Here is a 19,122-nt window from a genome sequence, read left to right as displayed (position 1 = left end):
AGGCTTCGTGATGGTGACGGTCTGGGACTTGTCCTCGATATCGGCATGGCTCGCAAGTTCCTTGCCGTTCAGGGACAGGGACTCGAAAGCGACCACCTTGTCCTTGGCCTTGAGGTCGGACGCATCGAAGGTGAAGGTAACGTCCACATCACCGAAAGAGGTTTCGGGAACGAACTCGGTCTCGGCGGTGACGGGGTTGCCGTCGGCATCGAGGAGTTGCTTCTTCGCGACCTTTCCGTCCTTGTCGGTGCCCTTCTCGTAGAGGGTGCCGGAAACCTTGTAGGTCTTGCCGGGTGTCACGTTCATGTAATGGACGGTATCGGCGATGGTGGCATTATCCTCGCCGATAAGGTTCTTATCACCATCAAGGGCATCCGTTGCGGTAGTGGAGAGCTTGGGCTTCGTGATGATAACAGTCTGGCCGGAATCATTCACGTCGGCATGGGAAACAATCTCCTTGTCGTTGTAGGACAGGGACTCGAAGGCAACGAGAGAGGTACCTTCCTTGAGCGAACTGCCATCGAAGTAGAAGGTCACATCGACGTTTCCGTAGGAGTCCTCTGCGGTAAAGTTTGCTTCCGCAGTGATGGGGGTACCGTTCTTGTCTTTGAATACCTTCTTCGTGACCTTTCCGTTCTTGTCAAGAACCTTCTCGTAGAGAGTACCGATGACCTTGTAGGTCTTGCCGGGTGTCACGTTGTTGTAATGGACGGTATCGCGGACAGCGACATTTTCCTCACCCGTGACCGTCTTGTCACCGTCGGCAGCATCGACGGCGGTGGTGCCGATAACGGGAGCTTTTACGGTAACGGTCTGGTCAATGTCGTTGATATCCTTGTGGACGGCAATCTCGATGCCGTTCGTGGAAATAGTCTCGAAGGCGACCAGTTTGGTTCCGGTCTTGATGCCGCTGGCATCGAAGGTGAAGGTCGCAGTCGCGATACCGCTTTCGGCATCTGCCGTGAATCCCGCAGTCGCTGTGACGGGATTGCCGTCGGCATCCACGAAAGCCTTCTTGGTGGATTTGTCCATGAGGGTTCCCGAGAGCGTGTAGGTCTGCCCGGCGGTAAGCCCGGTGTAACGGACATAATCGGTAACAGTAACATCGCCCTCAGCGGTGACGGACTTGTCATTGTCCGCATCGTCCACAGCGCTTGTCGAGAGCTTCGGCGTAAGCACGGTCACCTGCTGGGAAACGTCGGATTTGTCCCTATGCTCGGCGAGCTTCGCACCATTTGCATCGGTAAGCGTCTCATAGACTACGAGGGTCTTCCCCTTGAGGTCATAGGAATCGAAAGTGTAGTCAAGGGTGACGGAACCTGCGGAGTCCTCAGCCGTGAAGGTCTTCTCGGCAGTGATAGCCTGACCGTTTACCGTGACGGCATCGCCGGTAGCGGCATCATGCAGCTCACCGATGACGGTGTAGGTCTTACCCGCGACGAGATGGCTGTATTCCACCTTGTCGGAAATCTTGACGGTGCCGACTCCGACGTAATGGTCGCTATCAGAAGCGTCGTATGCAGTGGTATGGATTTCAGGCTCAGGGTCATCGAAGGTGCCGAGGTCGATGGTCTTGGCATCACGGGTCACGGTAACAGTCGTGTTGATGAGAGCATAGCCCTCATTAGCGGAGCAGCGAAGCTCTTCGACGGAATAGGTGTCAAAGGGCAGGGCACCGAGCTTGTTGTCCGCCTTGACGGCATCGGAGGTGGCAGTAGTGCCGTTCCCATCGAGTACGCTGTTGTTGCCGAACCAGAAACCGGCGTTAGCATCGAGCTTCGTGCTGTCGATGGTGCCGCTTGCGGTCAGCGCCCAATCGTTTGCGTTGGTGTTCGAGTCATGCGCGTTCCAAGAGGACGCGGAGCTGAAATAGCCGTTCTCGTCGGTCACGGCGATATGGGACTCACCGGTGGTGAGGGAGGTCACCTTGAAGGGCACACCGGCGAGGTGCGCGGAACCGTTATCGGCCTTTTTCGTGAACTCGATATCGGAGCGGTAGACCTGCTCGGCAACCTTCGGGACGTTGTAAGTACGAACGGCACCTGTGGTCGGATTCTCCTGAATCTTCTGGAAAGACACATCGTCGGACTTCACATAGCCTGCGGGTGCCTTGGTCTCACGAATGACGACAGTGCCGCGCGGGATGCACGGGTCGTTATTAGAGTTGTAGTAGAAGGTATCGCCGGAAACAAAATCGTCGGCCTTGAAGTTGGCGATTCCGTTTTCGTTCGTCTTGAACGTCCAAGAACGCGTCGGCTTCACGTCGGCGTTCTTAAGGTCATCGTAGCTCTTGTAGTCAAGGGTGGCATAGTAATCGACGGTGAACTCGGCACCTGCAAGGGTGGCGGAACCCTGCGGGAGGTTGCCCGCGCCGTTATAGGTCTTCTGGCCGTCGTATTTACCAAGGAGCATAGCCATAGGGTCATTTGCAGGATTGTCGCTGACCGAGAGCTTCACAGGCGAAGACTCCCGATTCGCTCCGGAAACATCTGCGGTGTAAACCTGCGAATCGGTGAAATATCCCTTGGGAGCCTTGGTTTCCTTCACATAGTAGCGTCCGGGATTGAGCGAGACGGTGTTCGCGTTCCCGCTTGCGTTCGTCGTAAGGGTCGCTACCTTGTTCGAGCAGTTGGAGTCAGTGTAGACCCCATATTCGGCACCTGCGAGGGAATAGCAGTCATTGGCATCGGTAAGGGTCTTATTTGAGGAGTCCTTATGCAGTGTCAGATATCCCTTGTGCAACGTCTTGATGACACGGTAGTAGCGAACGGGATACTTGGGCGTGATTTTGGAAATCACGTTGCCGCCTGCGGAGTTCGGGAAATAGCCCTTTACAATTCCGTCTGCGTGGCTGGAAGAGTGCCAGAAAAGGTCTTCCGAGCTGTTGCTGCCCCAGAAGAAGCCGATATGGCAGTCTGAATTGCTATGATTCCAGTCCGCCGGCTCCATGTAGATGATATCGCCCTTCTCAAGGATACCGGACGCGAGCATCTGCTCTTTGGAGCTGAATGTGTAGCTGACGGCATTGTTGTCGCGACAATACTCATCCCATTTAGATGCGTTCGTCTCGTTACCCCTGTTGTAGCCGTCCTTGGCGGTATAGTTTCCGATGATGGATGTATCCGCTCCACAGGCACGGAGGACGGCAACCACAAAACCGGCGCAGTTCATATAGGCACCGCTACCGTACTCGCCCTTCGGTTTCCAGCAGTCCCAAGTGTCGATTGCGCCGCCCTCGCCATGAGGCCCTTTGTTGCCGTATGGCGTGGTGAGGTAATACTCGTCGTTCTCGTGCTGGGAGAGCACGGACTCGACCGTCTTGGTGGCACCGAGTGCTTGGTCGATGGTCTGACCGGCAGAATAGGCGCTAACACCCGATTTCTGCGCGGCATAGGCAAGCCCGGTGGGGCAGGCCGATTGGAAGATGAGCACTGCGGTCATGACCGCAGTGAGCACCTTAGATTTCTTGATTCGTCCGAGAATCTTCATGTGTTCTTTTCTCCTTCCTTGTTTGCGTGGTTTTTTGTAGCTTCGTTGGTGGTTCGTTTGAACTGCGTTTCTCGTTGCGTTCTATCTCTAACCGAAGTCATATCTGCCGATAGCCCCGGTATTGTTTTCCTCGTTTTGCCCTTCCCCGTCATCGTCTGCGAAGCCCTCGTCCTGAGAGATTTCTGCATCGCGGATGCGCTCGATGGCGGATTCGGTGTAGCCCATGATGCGGGCAATCTCATCATCCGAGCACGTCGGGTGCGCGTGTTTCAAGTAGTCGAACACGGCGATGGCGCGACGGTTGATGGATTGCACCGTGGCATCGGAGTAACACAGCTGCTCCATGGCGAAGAACCGCTCACCGTTTATCAGCTCATCGCCCTCCCGCCACAGGAGCTTTTCGCCGTCCTTCTTGAGCCAGACTACATCGTCCAGCTCATCTGGCGAGACGAGGAGCATGGCGCTCCCGACCTGACGGGTGGCGGCGGGAACCTTGGTGCCCTCAAGGGTCACCTGTCCGCCTGCATGCTGCGGATTTCCGTCATACCAGTGCTCTGCGAGGATGATGCCGTTTTCCTCAAGGGCACCGAGGTAGAGGTTCCAGTCGGTAAGGATGTTCGTTCCCTTCGCGCGGAACGGCTCGGAGTTCGTCTGGGCGGATGAGTCGAACTTCTCGTAGCGGAAGGACTTGTAGAGCACCTCGATTACCATGAACTGTCACCTCTTTCCTCTGTACTACTGGGCGATATCCTGCCCGGTTCGCGACTTGGTGGACTTGGCGGGGTCATCGCCTGCGAGCGCGTCCTTCCCGGTCTCCATGTCGCGTGCTTCCCCCGCAAGGCTCACGCCGTCCTTGGCGGCGGCACGCTCTGCGGCTTTTCCGGCCTTATAGGCATCCTGCGCCACCTTGAGTGCGTGGGTGAGGTCGGTGGCCTTCACCTCGTAGCGCTGATACGGGTGCTCGGCATCGTCCTTCTTCCCCGTCCAGATGGGCACCGGCTCGTCCTTCTTGAACGAGACCGTGGCGCGTCCCTTCTCAAGCCTGTCCTTCTTCATGTAGTCGGAGAGGAACACATCGGTTGAGAAGCCGCTCACGTCGATGCCGTTCACCTTCGTCCCCTTGGGGAAGGAAACGAAGCACTTCTCGAAGGTGCGCCCGTCGCTTGTCTGAATGTCGTGGGGCGTGAGGAAGGCGGCGGGCATGTTGATTTTGGCGTAGTTGTCTGCCTTGGGAGCCTGCTCTGGCTCCGGTGTCTTCTTGGGCATGTTTTTTCATCCTTTCTGTCTGTGCGGAACTGGTAGTCCCGCGCGGTGTGTATACGGTACCCGATTTTAGCACAATGGTGTGTTTTGGCTGCTTGGGATAGCTGTCGGCGAACGGATGCAAGTCCGGTTCGAGTGAAAGCGGCTCATGCCTATCGCACCCCCTTCACATGGTTCGCGGGTTGTTCCGCGCGGGTCGTATCGCAGGTTTCGAGCACGGCGCTTCCGGAAGCGCAGTCATGGGATTCGGCGTTCAGGTCGTAACCGCTTTCCAAGGCATCCGTAAACTCGCTACCGTATACGTTTTCGAGTGCCGCGTGGCACGCATCCTGCATTTTGGCAAGGCTCATATGGTCTGCCGATGCGAACTCGTTTAAGTCACGCATATTGCCCATGACTTCGGTATCGAAGGTGAAGGCCGGGTAGGAGCAGAATCCCGAACGCATGAACTGGCCGGTGAAGGCTCCGAGCTGGGAGATTTTCGAGAGCATCGCTTCTCCCATGTTATTGGTGTCGAGGAAAACGGTCGCGTCCTGTTGCAGCGGGGAACCGAAGTTCACGGTGACGCTGCTCCAAGGCTGTCCGAACGATTCGTCGGTTGGGTCGGAGAGATAGGCGGTCACTGCAAGGTTTCCGTCCGCATAGGACTCCTGTACAAGCTCGACCTGCTGGGTTTATCCGAAAGCATCGAAGGAGAACTCGATGCCCGATTTCTCACTGTCGTTTCCTCGCAGGTTCCCAGAAAGCATGTCCGGGGAGAGCGGTATGGCAGGGCGGTCTGGTGCGGATGTGGTCGTATCGTAGGGCGCTTCCGGGGTCTGGGCTTCTGGCGCGTGGGGCATGGAAGCCTGCCCGAAATCCATGTTCCGAATATCCTCGGGAAGCATATCCGGTGATAGGAGTGTTGCCATGTCATTCCTTCCTTTCTGCCGCTACCTGCGGCCTTTCTTCGTGGGTTTTCTCGGTGTGAAAATGGGTTCTACCGACCCGTCCTTTTGAAGAACGACTTTGCAGTCAAAGGTCTTCCCGGCCTTGGACTTGCAGCCCCTTAGCGAGACCGCCTTCCCGTCAAGAAGGGATGCGGCCTGCTTCTCGGTGAACTTCTTGGTGCAGAAGCCGAACAGCTTGAACCCGCAGCCCGCGACCTCCTTCCAAGTGCCGTCCTCCTGCTTCTCGTTCTTGATGGAGGAGCAGGCGTAGATGGAGCCGGTCTTTACAACGTCCTTGCCGCACCTCGGACACTTGCCCACTACGGTCTTTCCGGCACCTGCGATGGATGCGCCCACGTAGGCGGTCTCGCGGTGGTGATTGAAGACCTCGATGACGGAATCTTGCAGGGCGTTCACGTCCGCCTTACCGTCTGCGATATCCTGTTGGATGAGCCACCATCTTGCGGTCACGTCTGCACCGCGAATCTCCGGCGGGAGGAGTGCGTAGAACGCCTTGGCCTTATCGGTTGCTCGAACCTTTCCCTTTCGTTCCTCAAGGTAGCCACGGGTTTTCAGACCCTCGATGATGGAGGAGCGGGTGGCCGTCGTTCCGATACCGCCGTGTTCGCCCTTCTTGCCGTCATCCTTACGCTTAAGGATTTCCCGGATTTCCGGGTCTTTGACGTACTTCGCGATGGATGCCATGTCTGTGATGAGGGTGCCCTCCGTATAGGGTGCGGGCGGGGTGGTCTCCCCTTCCGTGATTGAGCAGGAGATACCGGCAAGGGTGTGGCTTCCTGCGGGAACCCATGGGTTCCCCGTATCGGAATCCTCTCTGACACGGCTGTTCGAGACGTTCGGGAAGACAGCCGTGAACCCCGCGTCCGAAAGGCGCTTCGCTGTGAGCTTAAGCGTTCCGCCGTCCACGCTTACCGTGCTCTCGCTCACGTCGTACACGGCGGGAGGAAGAAATTGCACCGCATAGCGCTCACAGATGGCGGTGTAGACCTTGGCTTCGTCCGGTTCCATCGCGGACACGGGCGCATCCGCTTCCTGCGGGATGATGCCGTGGTGGGCGGTCACGTTCCCATCGTTGAACGCCTTGGAGTGGAGCCGGTAATCCAAAGACCAGCGCACGCCGAGGTTCTTCATCGCCTGCGCAAGGACTGCCGGTGCCTGCTCTCGGTGCTCTTCCTTGAGGTATTGGGAATCGGAGCGGTTGTAGGTGATGGCTTTGTACTTATCACGCAAATCCTGCGTGATTTGCTGAGTCTCGGCGGCAGTGAAGCCGAAGCGCTCGCTCATGTCGGAAAGCAGCACGGTCAAATTGTAGGGAAGCGGCGGGTTCTCCTGCTTTTTCGATACGGTCGTTTCAAAGTGCAGGTCGCGTCCGTCGAGCTTTTCCTTAAGGGCTTCCAGCGTATGCCGCTCGAACAGATGCTTCTCACCGGCAAGCAGCTCCTTTCCCGGCAGATACTTGAAGGTGAGTTTACCGGCATCCGAATCACCGCTTGCAAACAGCTCGTAGAACTTTCGGGTGACGTGGTGGGCGATGGCTTCGTCGCGTTTCACCACAAGCCCCAGCGTCGGGGTCTGCACGCGTCCGACGGTGAACAGGCCGTCGAGACGCTTGGTGGCGAGTCTCGTCTCGTTCACGCCGAAGCACATATCCGCCATCTGTCGGGCATAGGCGGCGTTCCCGGCACCCCGGCAGGAATCGTTGGGCACGAGCTTGTCGAATGCCTTCACGATGTTCTTCTCGATGTTGTCGTTCACGTAGACGCGCTCGACCTTACCGGTATAGCCGAGGTAATCCAAAAGCTCGTCCACGATAAGCTGCCCCTCATCGTCCGGGTCACCGGCGGCGATGACGGAATCGCAAGTTTCGAGGAGTCCCGCAATCTGGTCTATGAGGGGCTTCTTGCTCTCTCCGGTCTTCTTATCGACCGCCGGTTCCTTCGGCCAGTCGTGAACCTCGATAGGAAGTACATCAAGGCTCCAAGGCATTCCCCATTTTGGGTCGATGGTATCCGGTTCCACCAGTTCCAAAAGGTGCCCGGCGCAGGCACAGACCGTGTAGCCGTTTCCCGAGATGGGAAGGCGGGCACTTTCGGACACCTCTTTTCCCGTGATGGCGCGGGCGATATCGCGGGCGAGCATCGGCTTCTCCGCGATGACTAATTTGCTCATATGGCTTTCTCCTTTCTGCTTCATTCAAGGGGCGAAGGTTAATATTCCCTATCCAGCCGGTAATCGTTAACGGCCTGCGTATCTATCCAAGGCACTTCGGGCGTTGCAGAATCCTGTCAATATCGAGACCGGAGCAGTTTCCCGCAAGCGGAAGACCGGATAGGTCTTCGAGCGCTTCGATTTTCTTTCCGCTTACGAACACGAAGGCATCCATATCCCGTAACAGGGCGAAGTAACGGATGAAGTTTTGCCTGCTGTAGACGCTTAAGACCATATTCGTCTCCACTTCGCGCCCTCCGTAGTTTCCCGTGCCGTCCGGCTTGATGCCCGCGATGAGTGGAGTGTCGTAGGCATCGGTCGCGAGAAGAATGGCAAGCAAAACATCGTCCCTGTTCGGGCTGTTGGCGAGAACCACCGGGGAAGCAAGAAGCTCGGGAAAGCGCTTTACCTGTGCGATGGAGAAGCCGTGCCGGTGGGGGTTGTAATCGGATTTCGGCGTGAGAGCCTGAAAGAGATGCTTCTGCGTGTAGAGCATGGGGCGTTGCTCGAACCCGGTCTTCAAGAATATCTCCGGCGTGTCGCAGACTTTCAGGGCATCGTAGGGGTTGTATGCGCCGCAGGCGGCAAGGTCAACTTCGTGCCCGAACCGCAGGTACTCGCTGCATCTATTCGCATGGGCTTCTTGTGCGCTTGCGCTTCCGTTCCCATCCTTAAGGCGGGCGATGCCGCACGTGTCAAGATAAGTCAGGCGTTCATCATCTGGCATTGCCACGGAGTTCTCATATTCGCAGATGGTAGCGATAATCTCGAAGTCTTTTTCTCCTTTCGTCATTCGCACCTCCCGTTCTTTCTCGCGTTTATGGAGATGCCGCTCCCATACGGGATGCGGCATCATGTCTTTCTGTTTTTTGTCACTTCGTGTTCTATCCGATGTTCTGGTTATCCTTTCCGGGCGCATCCCTTGCAGGCGCATCCGCCGCGAGCGCGTTCCTGCCGAACAGGGAACCTATCTCCTTGAAATTATCAGTCATCTATTTCACCTCCTTGTCCGGGTCAACTTCCGGTTCATCCTTGGTCTCCGTCTGGGTGTCGATTTCCTTCCGTGCAGAAGCCATTTCATGTGCTTCCTCGCCGCATCCATATTCCTCATCGCCAAGGGTGCAATCATCGAAGAAGTCCTTTGGCAAGTTCGCACCCATGACCATGTTCATCATGTTCAAGGCGGAGTCGGAGTTGGGGCACTGTATCCATGGGTAATCGTCCTTCTGTACGCGCCCGCGCAGTAAAAGCTCGCCGAGGGCTTGCTGCCATGGGGTGATATCGACTCCCCTGTTGTACAGCCGGAAATCGGTTATGGTCTTGCTGCCAAAGCAGGAAATCATGTCCGCGATATCGGAAAGCGGCACCTCGTCAAGGTCGATGGACTCGCAGGCCACCTTCCAAGCGCCGGTGGCATGTCCGGTCTCCGGGTCGCGGACTGGAAATGCGGTAGCCAGACTGACGATGGCACCAAAAAGTCCGTTGGTTTTTTCCTCTTTGAGAAAGCGAAGTTGTCTTGAATCTCCGTAAAGTTGTTGTCGAGATATTCATCTTCCAAACGGCTCCAATCGCCGAACCATTTGGGATTCGATATGTTGTTAAACATCTATTCCATCTCCTTGTTCTGATTGATTTTCGGGGTGCCATCAAGTCCCGCCCGCTCCGCAAGCGCTTCCTTGCCGGATGCCATGTCACGGGATTCGGACTTGACACCGGTTTCGGTAACTTGTGTCTTCTCGGGTTCTGCATGTGCCAGCAGATGCTCCTTCATGGATTCCAGAGCCGGAAACGGGGTGCCGTCCTTAGCTTCCGCGAGCAGATAGCGCATCTGCTGGGAGGTAAGGGCTGGGGTGTGCATAAGGATTGTGGAGACCTTTGCCATAGTGGCATCGGAAAACTCTGCCGCCGTTGCATCGAAGACGGCCATGAGCTGTTGCGCGTTCATCCCTGCGCACGCCTGCATGGTCATCATGAGAAGCGGCGCGTTATATCCGCACCGGTTCACGGCATAGGCACAGGCGCTCATCTGCTCTACGGAGAGGGAAGCCGGGAACAGCCCTGCAAAGTCCGCATCGCTCAGGTCTGCAACCGGGGTCTGCCCGCGCATGGCGGCAAGAAGCGCGATTTGCTGCTCCGGTCTGTAGTCCGGGTTCATGATACGCGCCACCTGCGCTTCGGTCAGCGATTGCTCACCGGTATAGGGGTCATAACATGCGTTTTCCATGGCGGCGGCGATGACCTCCATGCTCTCAGGGGTAAACGCGGGCTTCGCGATGGCGCGGACGGTCTCATAGGGGATATGGCCTTGCAGAAGGATGTTGTTGATGGTAAGCAACTGGGAGCGGGAGAGACATTCCACAGGCAAGTCGCTCCCGCCGTGTGCCACGACCAGATAGGCGGCTTCCATGCGCCGTGCGTCCATCTGCGGGTCTAGGAAGCGTGTGAAGTCTCCGCCCCTGATGGCGATTTTCGCGATGGCCGTCATCTGGGCTGCGGTGTACTTGGGGGTCGCGAGTGCATCCAGCACGTCTTCTCCCACCGCCGGGTTCAGCGCGGCGGCGATGATGGCATTGGCCTGAAAGCCATTATATTCGTGCTCGGTCAGGCGCATCGCATCGGCTTCGGTTAAGCCACGGTCGATGGCCTGTTCGTACTGAACGAGCTGCTTGTCGGTAACGGCTTCCGGGTCGAATGTTTTTCCAACCGGTGCCATAGGCATTCCTCCTTTCTCAGGAAGCAGTTCCGCTACAGGGACGTATCCGCCTGTTCCGAGCGCGTCGGGGCATCCTTCGTCCCCGATTGGTCATCGAGCGCGGTGGATGCGGCCTTCGCATCGTGGGCTTCGGATGCGAGAGATGCGTCAGGTTCTTCCTGCTCGGCAGATACAGGCTTCTCGGCTGCACGCATGGCTTCGGCAGGGGAAGCGCCATCCATCAGCGCGAGGTCTACCGAACGCAGCTGCGCAAGGTCAAGCTCCGTCACGGGGAGGTCTTTGCCGCCGTGGAACAGCACGGAAACAGCCGCCTTAAGTGTCTGCTCGTCCATATTGCGAAAATCGAGGGGGTTCTTGCCGACAGAAGCGATATCCAGAAGACCGCGCATCTTACCGGACGAAAGAGTCTTGTCGGCTATCGTCTCAAGCGTCTCTGACGAGACGTGCGGGTTACGGGCGGCTTCCATGAGGATATCCGCCTGCCTGTGAGAGAAATCATGTTTAGCAATCTGCGTAGCGATGGGAAGCGGCACATGGCTCTCCATCGCTTCCGCGTAACGGGGGTAGTCTACGTTTTCAGGCACCGTCGCAACGCCCTCCGGCACCGCTTCATAGGAGACGATATTTCCGTCGATGCAATAGCCGAGGTCGATGGAAAGATAGCTGTCAGCTTCCTTGGTCTCTGGGGAAAGCTCGCTCTCCTTAACGAGTCCCATGATGCGGTACACGTCCTCGGGGGTCGCACCGGAATCGAGAAGTTCGTGAAGGGTGTTCTCGATAGCACCGGACACATCCTCCATCTCCGGGTCGGACGTGCGCTCACCGAACGCGAAGCAGGGACGGGCGAAGTTGGTGTTCAGGGTATCGACGGTATAGACCCTGAGTGCATACTCCCCCGGAGCGTACCAGTAGTCCTCATCGTTGGAGTAGGTGAGCAGGAGGGAGAGGTCAACGGGAATCTGCTCTCGCCCAATCCAGAAGTCGTTATCTGGCATGGCAATCATCCTTTCTGTGTTTCTAGTTGTGCGGTTTACTGGTTTTCTGTGGTTCTATCTAACGGGAGAGGTCGGGCTTTGCGACCAGATGCTCGCGGGAAGGTGCGGCAGATGCGCCTGCAAGCTGTTTGGAAGCGGCCATCATGTCCTTGGCTTCCCCGGAGAGGGAGATACCGCCACCGCCCTTTCCTCCGATGCCCGCACCCTTTGTCACGACGGCCTGAACGACCTCTTTTGCGGCCTGCTTGGCGGTATTCACAAGGCCGCTTCCCGTGCTGTCACCGAAATCTTCTGCCATGTTCATTTCTCCTTTCTTGCCAAAACGCCTAAAAAAGGTCGTTTTCGTTGCTGTCTCTCGACTCATTCAGTTTCCGAATCATATCGAGGGCGGCTTTCCTGTTCTCCGGGAGAGCGAAGCGCGAGAGGGCGGCTTCTTTCGCTTCCCCCGAAAGGGAATAGCCGCCATCGTCCGCACCGGGCAGGATGCCGATGCTTGGCTCCCAATAATAATTTATTAAGGGGAAGGGGCGCACCGGTTTCGGCACGCCCCTTCGGTGAGCGGTAGCGGGTTTTCGGTAAGCGTCTATGCGCCGAGGATTTCCTTTGCCCAAGAGCCGGACTTTACAAGCCCCATCATGGTCGTGATGAGAACGGCGATAGTCTTGATGATGACACCGAACGAGTCGAATGTTTCTACGCCCTGTGCGAGACCAAGCATCTCAGCCTTTCCAAGTCCGCCGGAAACCGCGAGGGCGGTCACAAGATGCGGGTAGAGGTAGAGGATGAGAACCATGACCACGCCAGCGAGGGCTGCTGCCGCAAAGTTCTTGAGGTAACCGATTCCGATTTGCTTCGTCTCCTCGAAGCCGAGAAGGGAAATGGGAATCGGAGAGAAGGCGGCATAGACATAGAGCTGAACGGAACGCCCGAGGGCAACGACCATCGAGACCGCATAGAAAACGAGTCCGACCACCCATGAAATGAGTCCGAAAATCAAAAGGAGGAAGCATCCGCCGAACGTAGCGTCGGCTGCATCATCCTTGGTCATCTCGATTCCGGGTTCATACCAGTTTTTCGATTGCAGCTTGTCCGACACGTTACCAACGAGGTCGTTGAAGATGCCGTAGATGGCAGAAACAAGGTCGAGGGCGTTGTCGATGAAGTAGCTGAGGATGCAGTAGGTCACCACGAGGAACACGATATCCTTCACGGCAGGAAGGGTGCTCGTCGCGTCGATGCGCTGGCTAATCTTGATGAGCTGCATCAGCATGAAGAGACCCAGGATGGCATGGGCAACGGGGATGACCCCGGCCTGATAAAAGTCCTTTATCACGCCATACGGCTCGGTTGTTCCGAAAAGCTCGTTGAACGGCCCGGAAATGAACCTCGCATCAAGCGTCTGGTTGATGACACCGAAATAGGTGTTGAAGAGCGTGGCAGCGATTTGGAGAAGCCACGTTTTAATCATGTTGGGGATATCAAGGAAGTCCCCGATGACACCCGCGTAGGCCGGATGGGGAATGAGGAGCACGAGTGCGCAGGCGGCGAAGAGCGCGAACGTGCCCATAAGACAAACCTTTCTCCTGCGCAGGGGAACCGTCATCGTCTCCTCCCGCTGTGTGGCTTGTAAAGTCAGTTGTTCATTCATAGAGATTCCTTTCTGCCTGCATGGCGATGCTGCCCTAGCCCTCGAAGGAGAACTCGCCCGTGGACTGCTCGTAAACGCAGGTGACGGAAACAGAGTTTGTGTCGTTGAGCTTGAAGTCCGTGGTGATGACCCCGTTCTCATAATCGAGGTTCACGACCTTTTGCCATGTAGCTTCGGTGACAGAAGGGTAATGGACGGCGCACCACTTGGAGAGGGCGGTGGTGACGACCTTCTCATCCCCGCCGAAGAGTTTCGTGACCTCGCTGTTCATGCCCTTCACGGTAATGTTTGCGACCGCTTCGGCACGCTCGTATGCGGTGTTTTTCTGAGCGAACATCGTAGAGCTTGTAAGGGTGGAGATGGTGTTCTCACCGGGGGTCTTGGAATCGGAGTTCACCGCAGCACCACTGCCATCCGTGTAGGTCACGATATGGGTGCCGGTATCGGTCTCGAAGACGATGGTATAGAGATAGCCGCCGTACCCATCGGAGGTCTTTTCCACGCGGGAGATGGCGTAACTATGGACGGTCGGAGTTCCGTTCACCGTTTCCACGTAGGAGTCATCGGCAAACTTGAGGGTATAGCGCCCCTCGCTTACCGACCAGACGGAAGAGGAGAGGGTGTCGATGAGTTCCTTGGTATCGGTATCGTATCCCTTGATGATTTCCTTCTGGGCATCGGTAAGCTCCACCTTCCCGGTTTCCTCCTTCGTCTTCTTCTCAGCGGCTGTGGTAGTGTCCGTGTTATTTTCTGCGTTCTGCTCCTTTGCGGTTTCCGCGCGGTGATGCGACACGTTGATGGCGCTCATGGCAGAGCCGCAGGTGAACATCAGGAGCAGGCACAGGGCGATGACGGAAAACTTCTTGTGTTCCGCCATCCATGCTTTCAGTTTCTTCATAGCAGGTATCCTTTCTGGTTTCCTAGCGCCAGTCCCATGGATAGCCGCAGACAACCCATCCTCTTCCGTTTTGGGAAACCCAATCGGACAGGGAGATGGTGCGCAGACCGGAGTAAATGCTATCCATGACCTTGCCGTCACCGATATAGATGCCGACGTGCCCGTAAGCGTTACCGGCGGCGGTATTGGAGCCGTATTGGGCGGAGATGAGCATTCCTACCTTTATCTGGGAGAGGTCGGTGGTGGCGCGTTTCTGGCTGTAATTGGCACCGTATCCCTGATTGCCGAGCTGCGTATTGCCGTTGCCGCCGACGGGATGACCGGCTCTTGCATAGACCCTTGTTGTCCATGTGGCGCAAAGGTCGGCTCCCGGCCACGGAGTCTGCGAGCAGGCGTTCACGATATCCTTCTGCCACTGGTCGGCGCTCTGGTAGTCCTGCCCGCCACCGGGAATGAGGGTGGTGCCGGAGTATTGGTTCTTGAACTCCTCTGCGGTCATGGAGTCGAGCTGCGCAACGAGCGGATAGGCTTGGCAGATGGAACGGTACTGGGCGATATAGCTGTCCTGCGACGCGGTGTAGTACCCACCCTCGCCGAGGGCACGCAAAAAGAGTTCGGAGTTGTTGGTGTCGATGGCCTTCTGGTAGTTAGGGACACGGGTGTAGTTGGATTGTTTATACAGATGCTCGCACCGGTATTTCATGTACGAATCATCGTCTTTGAAGACGGCGAAATCCGCGTAGGTCTTGTAGGCAGAGCCGGAAGCACTGTGTTCGGTGGTGAGCATTTTAACGGAACCCGTGATGAGTCCGCCGTAGTCATAACCGGCATATTTCACGCCGCCGTAGTTGTGGTACAGCCGCCCGAGGTCGGAACCGGAGTCCGAGGTGCCGTTCTCAATCATCATCTGGCCGAGGAGTGCCGAAGCGGGATATCCGTACTGCTCGTGGGCGTTCAGGCACGCGAGCACGAGGTCGTAGGTGACCCATGCAGGCATCCCGTCAAGGGATGCGCTCTTTTGCTCCTCATCGGCGGCACCTCCACCGACAACGGAAATCAGGCCGAAGGCCAAGATGAAGGCAATGATGAGTGGAAAGAATTGGGGGATGGCACCGGCAAGTGATGAAAGCATTCCCTTGATGCCACCGGAAAGAACCGTGAGCGCCTTTTTCTTTCCCGCTTGCGCCGCAGCATTCTCGTAGACGTTCCTATGGAAGTATTTGGAGAACTGCATTCGCTTCTGGGCAGCTTTTTTATCCAGTTTCTCGGTGCGGTATTTCTTTTCCGAGAGGGCACCGAGAGAGTCTTTCTTTTCAAGTGCATCCTTACCGGAACGAAGGTGCTTTCTCGCCTTTCCGGCAAGTTTCGCGCCGGTGTGCGTGGTTGCGACCAAATCGTCCGTGCCTTCCAGCTCGGAGTCTTTGAGAGCGTTGTGGGCAGCTTTTGCGGCTACACCCTTTGCACCACGTTTCAGGCTCTTATTCAGATTGTGGCGAGACTGCACCTTTTTCGTGAGGGCATTTTTTCCGGTTAGCTGGCTACGGGATTTTCCGTCAAGGGCATCGGCGGCGGAAGTCTTCTTACGTTTCCTTGCGATGGCATCGAGGGCGGTACTTCCCGCGCCGTGCGTGCCCTTCTTGCCGACGGAATAGAGGTCACCCTTTAAGGCTTTGGCGCTCTTATCTGCCTTTTCCACCAGACCGGTATTGACGGCATCCGTCTTTTCGGTCTTGAGGAGATTACTCATGGCTTTCTCACGGTCGTTTCCGCCGGTCGTGAAATCCGAAGCCTTCATCTGACGTTCACCGTCCTTTCCGGGGTCTTCTTACTGGGTTGCTAGATAACGGGTTTTGCATCTTTCTTGTCCCCAAGCCCCGTCTTCTTCGTCTCATTGGGGTTCGTGGAGAACAGGTCATAGAGAACGTTGCCGGACGGGAACTTGCCGCGAATCGGCACGCGGGCGTTACCTGCGATGAGCAGGCCGTCACCCGGCTCTGCGGACTCGTCGATGCATTCCTCCTCCTGCTCGGACAGGTTCAGAAGTTCCGCCCACTTCATACGGTCAAGCGGGGACTGCTTGAGAAGCATGAGGAAGTCCGCGTTGAGGACGATATTTCGCGCCGCTTCGTTGGCGAGCATCGCCGTGGCGTTCTGACTGATACCCGTCAGCAAAAGTCCGAATTTTCGACCCTCATTCGAGAAGCGGGAGAAGTAGTTAAGTACCGTCGGGTACGCGAACATACTCTGCATCTCCTCGACGTAGAGCCATGTGCGGACGTTTCGCTTTGCATTGAAGTACATGCGGTTGCGGACGGCTTCGCAGACATTGATGAGGGCGAAGACCAGCATGGAATCCGGCAGGTCTTTCAGGTTGAAGTCCACGATGCGGGTGTTGAAATCGACGTTGCTCTGATGGTTGAAGAAGTTCATGGAACCCTTCACGAATCGCTCGTAACGGAGTGCGATGACCTGTGCCTGCTCCTCCGGCTGCTCGTTCGCGGCATCGTAGAAGTCCTGTAAGGTCGGCGGAAGATTGTCTCCGCGCTCTGCGGCCTTCTGGAAGGCAAGCTCGGTGCAGCGCTGAACGAGCGACTGGTCAACCTCAGAGAAGTTCGACCCGGCTTCGGCAGCGGAAGCGCCCGCCTGAGCTAACATCGCGTCCACCTTGAACGCAATCTGCTCGTTTCTCGTCATGTGTTCCACGGATACCGTATCGAAGGGGTTCAGATGGGTTCCGGTACCCACGCCGAAGTGGTAGGTGCTACCGCCGTAGCGTTCGGCGATAGCGGTGTACTCGCCTGCACGGTCGATGACGTAAATCTCGTCCGTCGGATTGGAGAAGATGGTGCCCGTCATCTCGGTCTTGGTAAACATACCCTTACCGGAGCCGGTCTTGCCGCAGACGAAGCCCATCGGCGAGGTGAGCTTCTTGCGGTTGCAGACCACGAGGTTGCGGCTGTGCTTGTTCTGGCCGTAGAAGTTGCCGCCCGCATCGTCAAGCTCCTGCGTGGCAAACGGAACGAGGATGGAAATCTGCGCCGTGGTGAACATGCGGGAGATTTCCACGTGGTTATGGCCGAGCGGGAGGATGGAATTAAGTCCCTGACGCTGGCGATAGTCATAGGTGTCAAGCTCGATGGAGTTCTGACGTGCCGTGGAGATGATGCGAAGTACCTGCGTATCCAGCGCTTCCTTGCTCTCCGCGTAAGTGTAGACAAGCCCCGTGAAGACATAGAGACGCTGGTTCTTGTTCTGCAAGTGGTCGAGCACGTCCTCCGTCTCCTCCTTGGAGTATTTCAGCTCCTGCGGGAGGATGGAGAAGTCATAGCCTTTGTTCACTGCCGAGCGCTGTTCCTCGATGATTTCCTTGTCAATCCATGCGGAACGGGTGCGCACGTAATTGATAGCCTTGGATTTATCCATGGGCTGCACGTACCACGTGATAGCCATGGGGATAGGAAGGTCTGCCATGTCGGCAAGTGCGCGGTCGGAAAGTTCCGAGCCGAACTTCTTCATCACGAGTACCTGTGCGTAGACCCCGTTATCGAGTTTTACGCAGTCGTTATAGTGGCCGTCCGGGCGGAAATCAATCTGCGTCGGTGCGATGCAGTCCTTTGTAGTCTGTAAGCGCTTGGCGGAAATATCGCGCTGGTAATCGAACAGGAACGGCTTATAGGGGTTTAAGAGTGAATGGATGACAGAAAGGCGCTGGGTGCCGTTCATAAGGTGTGCCTTGCTGCCGATGGAGTTTAGGATGCGGGAGGATTCGACCTCGATACGGGAGAGCTGACGCGCTGCATCTTCTGCGGTGTCTGCCGTCACGGAATAGGTGAGGTAGCGGTTCCTGCGGATGTTGCTGACCCCCTCCTTCACCTTATCGTTCAGGATGTTGTTGAACACCTGCGCGTCGTTCCTTGCAGCATCGTTTGCCTGACGCTCCGGGTCGAAGAACTTGCGGTGGCCGACCTCTTCCTTGAGGAGCGGCGTGTTGATGACGCTCATCTGCACGAGCGTATCCGCACCGAACTGGTCGTAAAGGCGGGTGATGGCGGAGAACATGGCTTTCTGCTGCTCATCGCGCACCGAGTGGTAACTGGTGTCATCGAAGGCGATGGAAGAGGAAAACATCCCCTCCTCCACCTCACAGATGCCGTCCTGATACATCTTGTTGTAGCCGATGTAGTTCACCACGTCTTTCGCGGAGTCGCGCTTCTTTCTGGCATCGGCCATCTTATCGGACAGCTCCTTGTCCCTGTCCTTTAACTGGGACTTGATGGAGCTGTAGGTCTTTTTCGCTTCCTTCTCGGCCTTTTTCGCTTCCTTTTTCCTGCGCTTCATCTCGCGCTTGGCATGCTTCTTCTCCTTTCGGGTCAGCTTTCCGGCACCCTGCGTGACGTGCGTGACCTGAGAGATGGCATCCATGTCGATAGCGCCGGTATCGGAGCGCAGGGGCGCGGTGTTCCCGAACCCGTCACCGGATGCGTGGACGAACGCGTCCACGTCAAATGCGGCGTTAAGAGATGACCCGTCCTGCCCTTGGGGAGTAGGATTCGATGCCGCGAAGGTTTCCCTGCTTTCGGTAGTGTTTTCCATAGATAGTTCCTTTCTGCTTGCTGTTTTCCGACTCAGAGAGAAGTCCCGCAAGACGCATGGACGGCTTGTAGAAGATGCGGTCGTTCGTGAAGTTTGCCTTAAGCCAAAGCGGCGCAAACTGCTCGAAGGGCATCCCGCAGGGCTTCACGAAGCCCACGCACCAAAACGGCAACGAGACGGCATAGATAAAATAGGTACAATCGCTGACGTTCAGCCCCAAAACGAAGTAGATGTAAAGCCCGGCAAGTACCGAGACAGAAAGCGCACCCGTGATGGATACCAGGGTGCGCATGGTCATCTTACCTACGATTTTGGGCTGATACTCGGCGATATCCTTGTGTACTGCTACAGAGAGCATGTTAGAT

General features: G+C 56.6%; 15 protein-coding genes and 1 pseudogene. All 16 read right to left on the bottom strand.

Annotated elements, in window-relative coordinates; translation table 11 throughout:
* Positions 1–3,489 (bottom strand): VaFE repeat-containing surface-anchored protein (locus tag DW850_RS06625; protein WP_158565241.1); only part of this gene is annotated, 3,489 nt, incomplete at its 3' end.
* An 87-nt stretch (positions 3,490–3,576) separates the two neighbouring features.
* Positions 3,577–4,200, bottom strand: a complete 624-nt coding sequence (locus DW850_RS06620) for a hypothetical protein (RefSeq protein ID WP_117786611.1) — start codon at positions 4,198–4,200, stop codon at positions 3,577–3,579.
* A 24-nt stretch (positions 4,201–4,224) separates the two neighbouring features.
* Positions 4,225–4,755 (bottom strand): hypothetical protein, encoded by a 531-nt coding sequence (locus DW850_RS06615; RefSeq protein ID WP_117786610.1) that lies wholly within the window; start codon positions 4,753–4,755, stop codon positions 4,225–4,227.
* A 149-nt stretch (positions 4,756–4,904) separates the two neighbouring features.
* Positions 4,905–5,387: pseudogene (locus DW850_RS06610) on the bottom strand (DUF4313 domain-containing protein); the annotation flags it as partial.
* A 39-nt stretch (positions 5,388–5,426) separates the two neighbouring features.
* Entirely contained in the window at positions 5,427–5,663 is a 237-nt protein-coding gene (locus DW850_RS06605) for a hypothetical protein (RefSeq protein WP_117786608.1), read from the bottom strand.
* Between the two features lie 21 nt (positions 5,664–5,684).
* Complete coding sequence (locus tag DW850_RS06600) at positions 5,685–7,871, bottom strand: type IA DNA topoisomerase (RefSeq protein ID WP_158565240.1); 2,187 nt, start codon at positions 7,869–7,871, stop codon at positions 5,685–5,687.
* Between the two features lie 82 nt (positions 7,872–7,953).
* A complete protein-coding gene (locus DW850_RS06595; protein WP_117786606.1) occupies positions 7,954–8,703 on the bottom strand; it encodes a hypothetical protein in 750 nt (249 codons plus the stop codon).
* Between the two features lie 199 nt (positions 8,704–8,902).
* Positions 8,903–9,307 carry a hypothetical protein gene (locus DW850_RS06590; protein ID WP_117786605.1) on the bottom strand — a complete coding sequence of 135 codons (405 nt, stop codon included), beginning with the start codon at positions 9,305–9,307 and terminating at the stop codon, positions 8,903–8,905.
* A 209-nt stretch (positions 9,308–9,516) separates the two neighbouring features.
* On the bottom strand, positions 9,517–10,623 hold the full coding sequence (locus DW850_RS06585) for a hypothetical protein (RefSeq protein ID WP_117786604.1): 1,107 nt from the start codon (positions 10,621–10,623) through the stop codon (positions 9,517–9,519).
* Positions 10,624–10,655: 32 nt separating this feature from the next.
* Positions 10,656–11,618 carry a hypothetical protein gene (locus DW850_RS06580; RefSeq protein WP_117786603.1) on the bottom strand — a complete coding sequence of 321 codons (963 nt, stop codon included), beginning with the start codon at positions 11,616–11,618 and terminating at the stop codon, positions 10,656–10,658.
* 58 nt (positions 11,619–11,676) lie between these two features.
* Positions 11,677–11,916, bottom strand: a complete 240-nt coding sequence (locus DW850_RS06575) for a hypothetical protein (RefSeq protein ID WP_117527892.1) — start codon at positions 11,914–11,916, stop codon at positions 11,677–11,679.
* Positions 11,917–12,201: 285 nt separating this feature from the next.
* Positions 12,202–13,266: a type IV secretion system protein gene (locus DW850_RS06565; RefSeq protein WP_158565239.1), complete on the bottom strand. Its 1,065-nt coding sequence runs from the start codon at positions 13,264–13,266 to the stop codon at positions 12,202–12,204.
* A gap of 34 nt (positions 13,267–13,300) precedes the next feature.
* The gene (locus DW850_RS06560) at positions 13,301–14,164 is read right to left on the bottom strand and encodes a hypothetical protein (RefSeq protein ID WP_117786599.1); all 864 of its coding nucleotides are present in this window, start codon (positions 14,162–14,164) and stop codon (positions 13,301–13,303) included.
* 22 nt (positions 14,165–14,186) lie between these two features.
* Complete coding sequence (locus tag DW850_RS06555) at positions 14,187–15,959, bottom strand: glucosaminidase domain-containing protein (protein WP_117786598.1); 1,773 nt, start codon at positions 15,957–15,959, stop codon at positions 14,187–14,189.
* A gap of 41 nt (positions 15,960–16,000) precedes the next feature.
* On the bottom strand, positions 16,001–18,757 hold the full coding sequence (locus DW850_RS06550; RefSeq protein WP_147349602.1) for a VirB4-like conjugal transfer ATPase, CD1110 family: 2,757 nt from the start codon (positions 18,755–18,757) through the stop codon (positions 16,001–16,003).
* The gene (locus DW850_RS06545; RefSeq protein WP_082430262.1) at positions 18,678–19,115 is read right to left on the bottom strand and encodes a PrgI family protein; all 438 of its coding nucleotides are present in this window, start codon (positions 19,113–19,115) and stop codon (positions 18,678–18,680) included. Before DW850_RS06545 ends, DW850_RS06550 begins: the two co-directional genes overlap by 80 nt.
* Between the last annotated feature and the right edge of the window lie 7 nt (positions 19,116–19,122).

Source organism: Collinsella sp. AM36-4AA, from assembly GCF_003467795.1.
Classification (GTDB): Bacteria; Actinomycetota; Coriobacteriia; order Coriobacteriales; family Coriobacteriaceae; genus Collinsella.
The sequence above is the reverse complement of the archived record's forward strand: the minus strand, read 5'-3'. Positions and strand labels throughout refer to the sequence as shown.

What these genes read in the sequence shown, in the direction of transcription:
- DW850_RS06545 (WP_082430262.1), bottom strand. Translation starts at nt 19,115, where the DNA reads ATGCTCTCTGTAGCAGTACACAAGGATATCGCCGAGTATCAGCCCAAA.
- DW850_RS06555 (WP_117786598.1), bottom strand. Translation starts at nt 15,959, where the DNA reads ATGAAGGCTTCGGATTTCACGACCGGCGGAAACGACCGTGAGAAAGCC.
- DW850_RS06580 (WP_117786603.1), bottom strand. Translation starts at nt 11,618, where the DNA reads ATGCCAGATAACGACTTCTGGATTGGGCGAGAGCAGATTCCCGTTGAC.
- DW850_RS06560 (WP_117786599.1), bottom strand. Translation starts at nt 14,164, where the DNA reads ATGAAGAAACTGAAAGCATGGATGGCGGAACACAAGAAGTTTTCCGTC.
- DW850_RS06550 (WP_147349602.1), bottom strand. Translation starts at nt 18,757, where the DNA reads ATGGAAAACACTACCGAAAGCAGGGAAACCTTCGCGGCATCGAATCCT.
- DW850_RS06605 (WP_117786608.1), bottom strand. Translation starts at nt 5,663, where the DNA reads ATGGCAACACTCCTATCACCGGATATGCTTCCCGAGGATATTCGGAAC.
- DW850_RS06575 (WP_117527892.1), bottom strand. Translation starts at nt 11,916, where the DNA reads ATGGCAGAAGATTTCGGTGACAGCACGGGAAGCGGCCTTGTGAATACC.
- DW850_RS06565 (WP_158565239.1), bottom strand. Translation starts at nt 13,266, where the DNA reads ATGAATGAACAACTGACTTTACAAGCCACACAGCGGGAGGAGACGATG.
- DW850_RS06585 (WP_117786604.1), bottom strand. Translation starts at nt 10,623, where the DNA reads ATGGCACCGGTTGGAAAAACATTCGACCCGGAAGCCGTTACCGACAAG.
- DW850_RS06620 (WP_117786611.1), bottom strand. Translation starts at nt 4,200, where the DNA reads ATGGTAATCGAGGTGCTCTACAAGTCCTTCCGCTACGAGAAGTTCGAC.
- DW850_RS06615 (WP_117786610.1), bottom strand. Translation starts at nt 4,755, where the DNA reads ATGCCCAAGAAGACACCGGAGCCAGAGCAGGCTCCCAAGGCAGACAAC.
- DW850_RS06595 (WP_117786606.1), bottom strand. Translation starts at nt 8,703, where the DNA reads ATGACGAAAGGAGAAAAAGACTTCGAGATTATCGCTACCATCTGCGAA.
- DW850_RS06600 (WP_158565240.1), bottom strand. Translation starts at nt 7,871, where the DNA reads ATGAGCAAATTAGTCATCGCGGAGAAGCCGATGCTCGCCCGCGATATC.